The sequence below is a fragment of the Planctobacterium sp. R6 genome (genome assembly GCF_055755215.1).
The window spans coordinates 26,191-32,405 of sequence record NZ_JBVTQY010000046.1 but is presented as its reverse complement, the minus strand read 5'-3'; the positions used below and the strand labels follow the sequence as shown (position 1 = coordinate 32,405).

Genomic DNA, 6,215 nt, shown 5'->3' with positions numbered 1-6,215 from the left:
CTTACGAAAAAAATCGCGATCGCAGCCTTCGGCTGCTTAAAAAAAGAAACCCCCGCTAAAAAGCGGGGGTTTATCATAAATCTGAAACCGACTTACGTCGGTTTTGTATTTTAATTGGTGCGGACGGAGGGACTTGAACCCTCACGAGCATTGCTCACCACCCCCTCAAGATGGCGTGTCTACCAATTCCACCACATCCGCGTATTATCAGGTATTAGGTACGTCGTTATCCGACTCTTGTTTTTCAGCTGCGGGAACATCACCAGAAGCAGGTTGTGTTTCAGTTTGTTCTACTGCCGGAACCTCAAGGTTTTCCCAAGTATCTTCAGTACCACCCTGATTGTTTGACATATTACCCAGTGCCAGGCTCACGATAAAAAAGATAGTTGCCAGTACCGCTGTGGTTCTGGTGAGAAAATTTCCGGAACCAGTAGAGCCGAAAACAGTGTTAGAACCACCGCCGCCGAAAGAGGCTCCCATGTCAGCGCCTTTGCCTTGCTGGATCAGAATCAAACCAATCAGCATAATCGCTACAATCAAATCTATGACTAAAAGTACTTCGTATAACATTTACTGTCTCTAATTAGTTCAGGCTGAACGACAAATTTGAATAAAGTCTTCAGCTTTAAGGCTGGCCCCACCAATAAGGCCGCCGTCTACGTCAGGTTGTGAAAATAATTCTGATGCATTATCAGCTTTCACACTACCACCGTACAAAATTCTCATTCCCGCCGCTACATCAGCAGAATGAGTGGCAATAAAGTCGCGCACTGATTTGTGCATATCCTGAGCCTGCTCAGGACTGGCAGTTTTGCCGGTGCCAATGGCCCATACAGGTTCGTAGGCTAATACGCATTGGGCAAAATTTTCAATACCCAGCACATCAATCACCGCAGCAAGCTGCGCGATACAATGGTCTGTGTAGGTCCCGTTATCACGTATCTCTTCTTCTTCGCCAAAACAAACAATGGGCGTTAAACCGGCTTTGATTGCCATGGCAGCTTTTTGCGCTACCTGAGTGTCGGATTCAGCATGATAGGTACGTCTTTCAGAATGACCCACAATAACCCATTTTGCACCGCACTCCGCCAACATTTCAGCGCTGACTTCGCCAGTATAGGCTCCGGCGTCATGTTCACTGACATCCTGTGCGCCAATATCAAATCCACTGCTCTGGAATTTTGCCAAATAAGGTGCAGGGACACAAATAACAACATCAGAGGAGGATATCTCAGCCTTTTGCAACGCTGAACTCATTTCCTCAACCAAACTGTCAGAACCATTCAGTTTCCAGTTACCTGCTACCAATGGTTTTCTTTGTATCGCCATAGTTAATTTAGCTTTTTCTGCAATTTCGAGCGGTGCGAGATATTAACGAAGACGCACACAAGTTACAAGATTTCCGACTAAAATAATTGCTTACAGGGCCTCTTTTACAGCACTTGCAATATATTCTGCCCAATTATTCGCCAAAGGCGCATCGTGGGCTTCTACCATGACCCGAATCAGAGGTTCCGTACCACTTTTTCGAAGTAACACGCGGCCGGTATCGCCAAGTTCGGCTTCAGCCTCTTTTACGGCATCCTGAACAGAGGGTAATTGCAATGGATCGTTACCTTCTTTAAAACGCACGTTAATCAACTTTTGCGGATATTTTTCCATACCACGAGACAAATCATACAATGACATATTCGATTTCAACATCGAGGCAATCACCTGCAAACCCGAAACAATGCCATCCCCTGCGGATGCAACATTCAGATTTAAAACATGGCCGGAACTTTCACCACCAATGCACCAGCCTTTTTCCTGCAACAACTCCAGCACATAGCGGTCGCCAACTTTACTCCGGGCAAAAGGGATACCCAGTTTTGTCAATGCTATTTCCAGTCCCAGATTACTCATTGCCGTGCCGACTACACCACCGCCATTTAATTTACCTGACTTCAGGTTATCCCGGGCAATTATGTATACAATCTGATCACCGTCCAAAATATTGCCTTTGTGATCGATCATCATGATGCGATCCCCATCACCATCCAGTGCAAACCCCAGGTCGGCTTTTTCTTCCAGTACTTTTTGTTGAATCAAATCTAACGAGGTGGCGCCGACTTTATCATTAATGTTTAGGCCATTGGGATTGGTGCCAATCTCAACGACTTCAGCGCCTAATTCGATCAGTACATCAGGTGCTATGTGATAAGTGGCACCATGTGCGCAATCCACCACTATCTTTAACCCCTGCAATGACAACTCTGAAGGGAAGCAACCTTTGCAAAACTCAATATAACGGCCCGCAGCATCATTGATTCGGGTTGCTTTGCCCAGTTTATCCGAGCTGACACAGGTCATGGGTTTTTCCATTTCAGCTTCAATGGCCAACTCAATGTCGTCATCCAATTTGAAACCTGAGGAACCAAAGAACTTTATCCCATTGTCATAGTACGGATTGTGCGATGCACTGATAACGATTCCCGCCTCAGCCCGGAAGGTTTTAGTCAGGTAGGCAATTGCAGGTGTTGGCATGGGTCCCAATAAACCAATATTAATCCCTGCCGCTGACAGGCCCGCTTCCAGCGCAGACTCAAGCATATAACCTGAAATACGGGTGTCTTTACCAATCAGAACTTTATTCGTACCGTATCCGGCTAGTACTTTACCAGCCGCCCATCCCAGCTTAGTGACAAATTCAGGGTTGATCATATTCTCGCCAACGCGACCACGAATTCCATCTGTTCCAAAGTACTTTCTCATACTGTCTCTCAAATCAACTCTATTGTTTTTAGTAATACATTTAGTGTGTCAGATGTTGCTTTAACATCGTGTACCCGCACTATTCTGGCACCTTGCTGGACGGCAATTAAGGCACCGGCAAGGCTTCCCGCCAGCCTTTTATCTACGGGTTGTTTTAATAAATTTCCAATCATAGATTTACGCGATAACCCCACCAATAAGGGTAAACCCAACGCTTCAAAATACGACAAATTTCCTAACAGGTGGTAATTATGCTCAAGACTTTTGCCAAAACCAAACCCCGGATCCAATATTAATCGGTTTCTTGAGATACCTGATTGCTCACACGCGGCAATTCTCGATTCAAAGAACTGCGTAATCTCAGTTAACAGATGTTGATATTGCGGTGCATTTTGCATGGAGCTGGGTTGCCCTTGCATATGCATCAGACAAATGTCGGCATTGGTTTTCGCTGCGGCTTCCAGCGCACCTGGTAATTGCAAAGCACGTACATCATTAATCAAACCGGCACCAGCATCGACCGCCGCCGAAATCACTTCGGGTTTACTGGTGTCGATAGAGAGTAATACATCAAACCTGGCTGCAATGGCGGCGATAACAGGAATAGTTCTGTCCAGTTCTTCCTGAACTGAAACTTCTGCAGCGCCTGGTCGGGTTGATTCACCACCGATATCAATGATAGCAGCGCCATCCGTAATCATCTGCCCGGCCTGAAATAAAGCCGCGTCTAAATCTGAATATTTACCACCATCAGAAAATGAATCAGGTGTCACGTTCAAAATCCCCATTATTTGGGGTTGCCCACTGATGTTATGTTGTAGTGCCATTGCCGGTAGAATTTTTTAATCGCTTATAAAAAACGCCTCGAATGAGGCGTCAGTAACTTCATAATCTCAACAGTCTAGCGGATTTAACCAGGAAGGTCACCCGGCTTGCCGACCGTGTTTTTGGATGGATTCTTATCTTCAGCCTCAGGCTTAGGATCAGATTCGGCTCCCGCTCCCCCGGTGGGTTTATCAGACTTATCATTGTCTTTATCCCAATCAGCCGGTGGGCGAACCTCACGACGCTCCATCAAATCATCAATTTGTTTAGCATCAATGGTTTCGTACTTCATCAATGCGTCTTTCATGGCGTGCAAGATATCCATGTTTTCTTCAAGGATGTTTTTCGCACGGTCGTAATTTCTGTCGATAACACCTTTGATCTCTGCGTCAATCGCTCTGGCGGTATCATCAGACATGTGCTTTGCTTGCGCGACGCTTCTTCCCAGGAAGACTTCACCTTCTTCTTCTGCGTACAGCATTGGCCCCATCTTATCTGACAGACCCCACTGTGTGACCATTTTACGGGCAATATCGGTGGCACGTTCAATGTCATTTGACGCACCTGTAGTAACCTTATCAGCACCGTAAATCAGCTCTTCAGCCAATCGACCACCAAACAAGCTGGACACCATGCTTTCCAAATGTTGCTTGGTGTGACTCACACGATCCTGCTCCGGCAGGTACATAGTTACACCCAATGCACGTCCACGCGGAATAATAGACACCTTGTAAACAGGATCATGCTCAGGCACCAAACGGCCTACAATTGCATGACCCGCTTCGTGATACGCTGTCATGGCTTTTTCTTCTTCAGACATTACCATGGAGCGGCGCTCAGTCCCCATCATGATCTTGTCTTTTGCTTTTTCAAACTCTTCCATGTTTACCAGGCGTTTATTGGCTCTGGCGGCAAATAACGCGGCTTCGTTAACCAGATTGGCCAGATCAGCACCGGAAAATCCAGGCGTACCACGCGCAATCACAGAGGCTTCAACGTTATCCGCAATTGGCACTTTGCGCATGTGCACTTTAAGAATTTGTTCACGACCGCGGATATCAGGTAATCCCACGACGACCTGGCGGTCAAATCGACCTGGGCGCAGTAGCGCTGGATCTAAAACGTCAGGGCGGTTAGTTGCCGCGATAACGATGATACCCTCATGACCTTCAAAGCCATCCATCTCGACCAGCATTTGGTTTAAGGTTTGTTCACGTTCATCGTGTCCACCGCCTAACCCGGCTCCGCGTTGACGGCCCACGGCATCGATCTCGTCGATAAAAATGATGCAAGGCGCAGACTTTTTAGCTTGCTCAAACATATCTCGCACCCGAGACGCGCCGACACCGACAAACATTTCTACGAAGTCAGAACCAGAAATAGTAAAAAATGGTACTTTAGCTTCACCGGCAATGGCTTTTGCCAGAAGTGTTTTACCCGTTCCGGGAGGGCCAACCATCAGGACACCTTTAGGAATCTTACCGCCCAACTTCTGGAATTTGGAAGGGTCACGCAAGAAATCTACCAGCTCGACCACCTCTTCTTTGGCTTCATCACAACCAGCCACATCCTGGAATGTGGTTTTAATTTGGTCTTCACCCAGTAACCGGGCCTTACTTTTACCAAAGGACATCGCACCTCGGCCACCGCCGCCTTGCATTTGTCGCATGAAGAATATCCAGACACCAATCAATAACAGCATGGGGAACCAGGAAATAAAAATATTTGCCAACATGGAAGGCTCTGCCGGTGGAATACCGACCACGCGCACATTGTTATCCAGAAGATCAGCCATCAGGCCGTCATCATAGTAAGGAATATTAGTATTAAAGCTCTCGCCGGTGCGCTTTAGTCCTCTGACTTCACCGGTTTCTTTATCGATGCTGATCTCGCGGATCATGCCCTGATTAACTTCTTTTATAAACTGGTCATAGCTGGTTTGCCGTTTGCCCGAATCACCAGGGGTAAAGCTCTGAAAAACAGACATCAATACCACAGCAATAACTAACCAAAGAATCAGGTTTTTAGCCATATCACTCAATGTAATAACCTCAATAAAAACTTAAATTGCGAAACAACATCACTAACCACGAAGGATACTATAGTTTCCAGCCGGTAGCTACAAGGTAGACTTCTCTTGAGCGCGCTCTGGAGAAGTCTGGTTTGCGGGTTTTAATGACTTTGAAGGCCTGTTTAAGCGCTTTAAAGTATTCATCAAAGCCTGCACCCTGAAATACGTTTATTACCAGTGCGCCAACTTTTTTAGGGATTACTGGTACATATAAAAAGCCAATTCCACTAAACACATCGCCCTGCTTAATCCACCGTAACATTATCATTCATGTTCGGTGCCATATCAGATGTAATAACATCTACGTTCTTTCCGTCGATTCTGTTCAGTAAGGTTTCAAGAACGCTCGCATCCCTGTAGCCCCTTGTAAAAAGTCAACAACCGTCATTCCCGGTTTTATCTGTTGATCTTTTTCCTGAATTTTTTAAATTTTAAATGCAGCTCGTAAGCGCAGACCTTGCTTTTTTGTCTTGTTCACACAACCTTTTGCACACAACCTTTTGCACATAAAGGTCATCAAAATGTTTTTTAATCAGCGTTTATTGCTGGCTATGTGAGCTTTCCC

At 46.0% G+C, this 6,215-nt stretch carries 5 protein-coding genes, 1 tRNA gene and 1 pseudogene; all 7 read right to left on the bottom strand.

Going from position 1 to position 6,215, the window contains the following annotated elements; all coding sequences use genetic code 11:
• Nucleotides 1-115 precede the first annotated feature (115 nt).
• Nucleotides 116-201, bottom strand: a tRNA-Leu gene (locus AC0J20_RS20185).
• A 6-nt stretch (nt 202-207) separates the two neighbouring features.
• Nucleotides 208-570 (bottom strand): preprotein translocase subunit SecG, encoded by a 363-nt coding sequence (secG, locus tag AC0J20_RS20180; RefSeq protein WP_229530622.1) that lies wholly within the window; start codon nt 568-570, stop codon nt 208-210.
• A gap of 18 nt (nt 571-588) precedes the next feature.
• On the bottom strand, nt 589-1,329 hold the full coding sequence (gene tpiA / locus AC0J20_RS20175; RefSeq protein WP_473023106.1) for a triose-phosphate isomerase: 741 nt from the start codon (nt 1,327-1,329) through the stop codon (nt 589-591).
• 90 nt (nt 1,330-1,419) lie between these two features.
• Nucleotides 1,420-2,754, bottom strand: coding sequence for a phosphoglucosamine mutase (glmM, locus tag AC0J20_RS20170; protein WP_229530620.1), 1,335 nt, complete (start codon nt 2,752-2,754; stop codon nt 1,420-1,422).
• A gap of 8 nt (nt 2,755-2,762) precedes the next feature.
• Complete coding sequence (folP, locus tag AC0J20_RS20165) at nt 2,763-3,581, bottom strand: dihydropteroate synthase (protein WP_473023105.1); 819 nt, start codon at nt 3,579-3,581, stop codon at nt 2,763-2,765.
• Between the two features lie 83 nt (nt 3,582-3,664).
• Nucleotides 3,665-5,620, bottom strand: coding sequence for an ATP-dependent zinc metalloprotease FtsH (gene ftsH, locus AC0J20_RS20160; protein ID WP_324255634.1), 1,956 nt, complete (start codon nt 5,618-5,620; stop codon nt 3,665-3,667).
• Nucleotides 5,621-5,678: 58 nt separating this feature from the next.
• A pseudogene (locus AC0J20_RS20155) lies at nt 5,679-6,203 on the bottom strand (SAM-dependent methyltransferase).
• Nucleotides 6,204-6,215 lie beyond the last annotated feature (12 nt).

What these genes read in the sequence shown, in the direction of transcription:
- folP (WP_473023105.1), bottom strand. Translation starts at nt 3,581, where the DNA reads ATGGCACTACAACATAACATCAGTGGGCAACCCCAAATAATGGGGATT.
- glmM (WP_229530620.1), bottom strand. Translation starts at nt 2,754, where the DNA reads ATGAGAAAGTACTTTGGAACAGATGGAATTCGTGGTCGCGTTGGCGAG.
- tpiA (WP_473023106.1), bottom strand. Translation starts at nt 1,329, where the DNA reads ATGGCGATACAAAGAAAACCATTGGTAGCAGGTAACTGGAAACTGAAT.
- secG (WP_229530622.1), bottom strand. Translation starts at nt 570, where the DNA reads ATGTTATACGAAGTACTTTTAGTCATAGATTTGATTGTAGCGATTATG.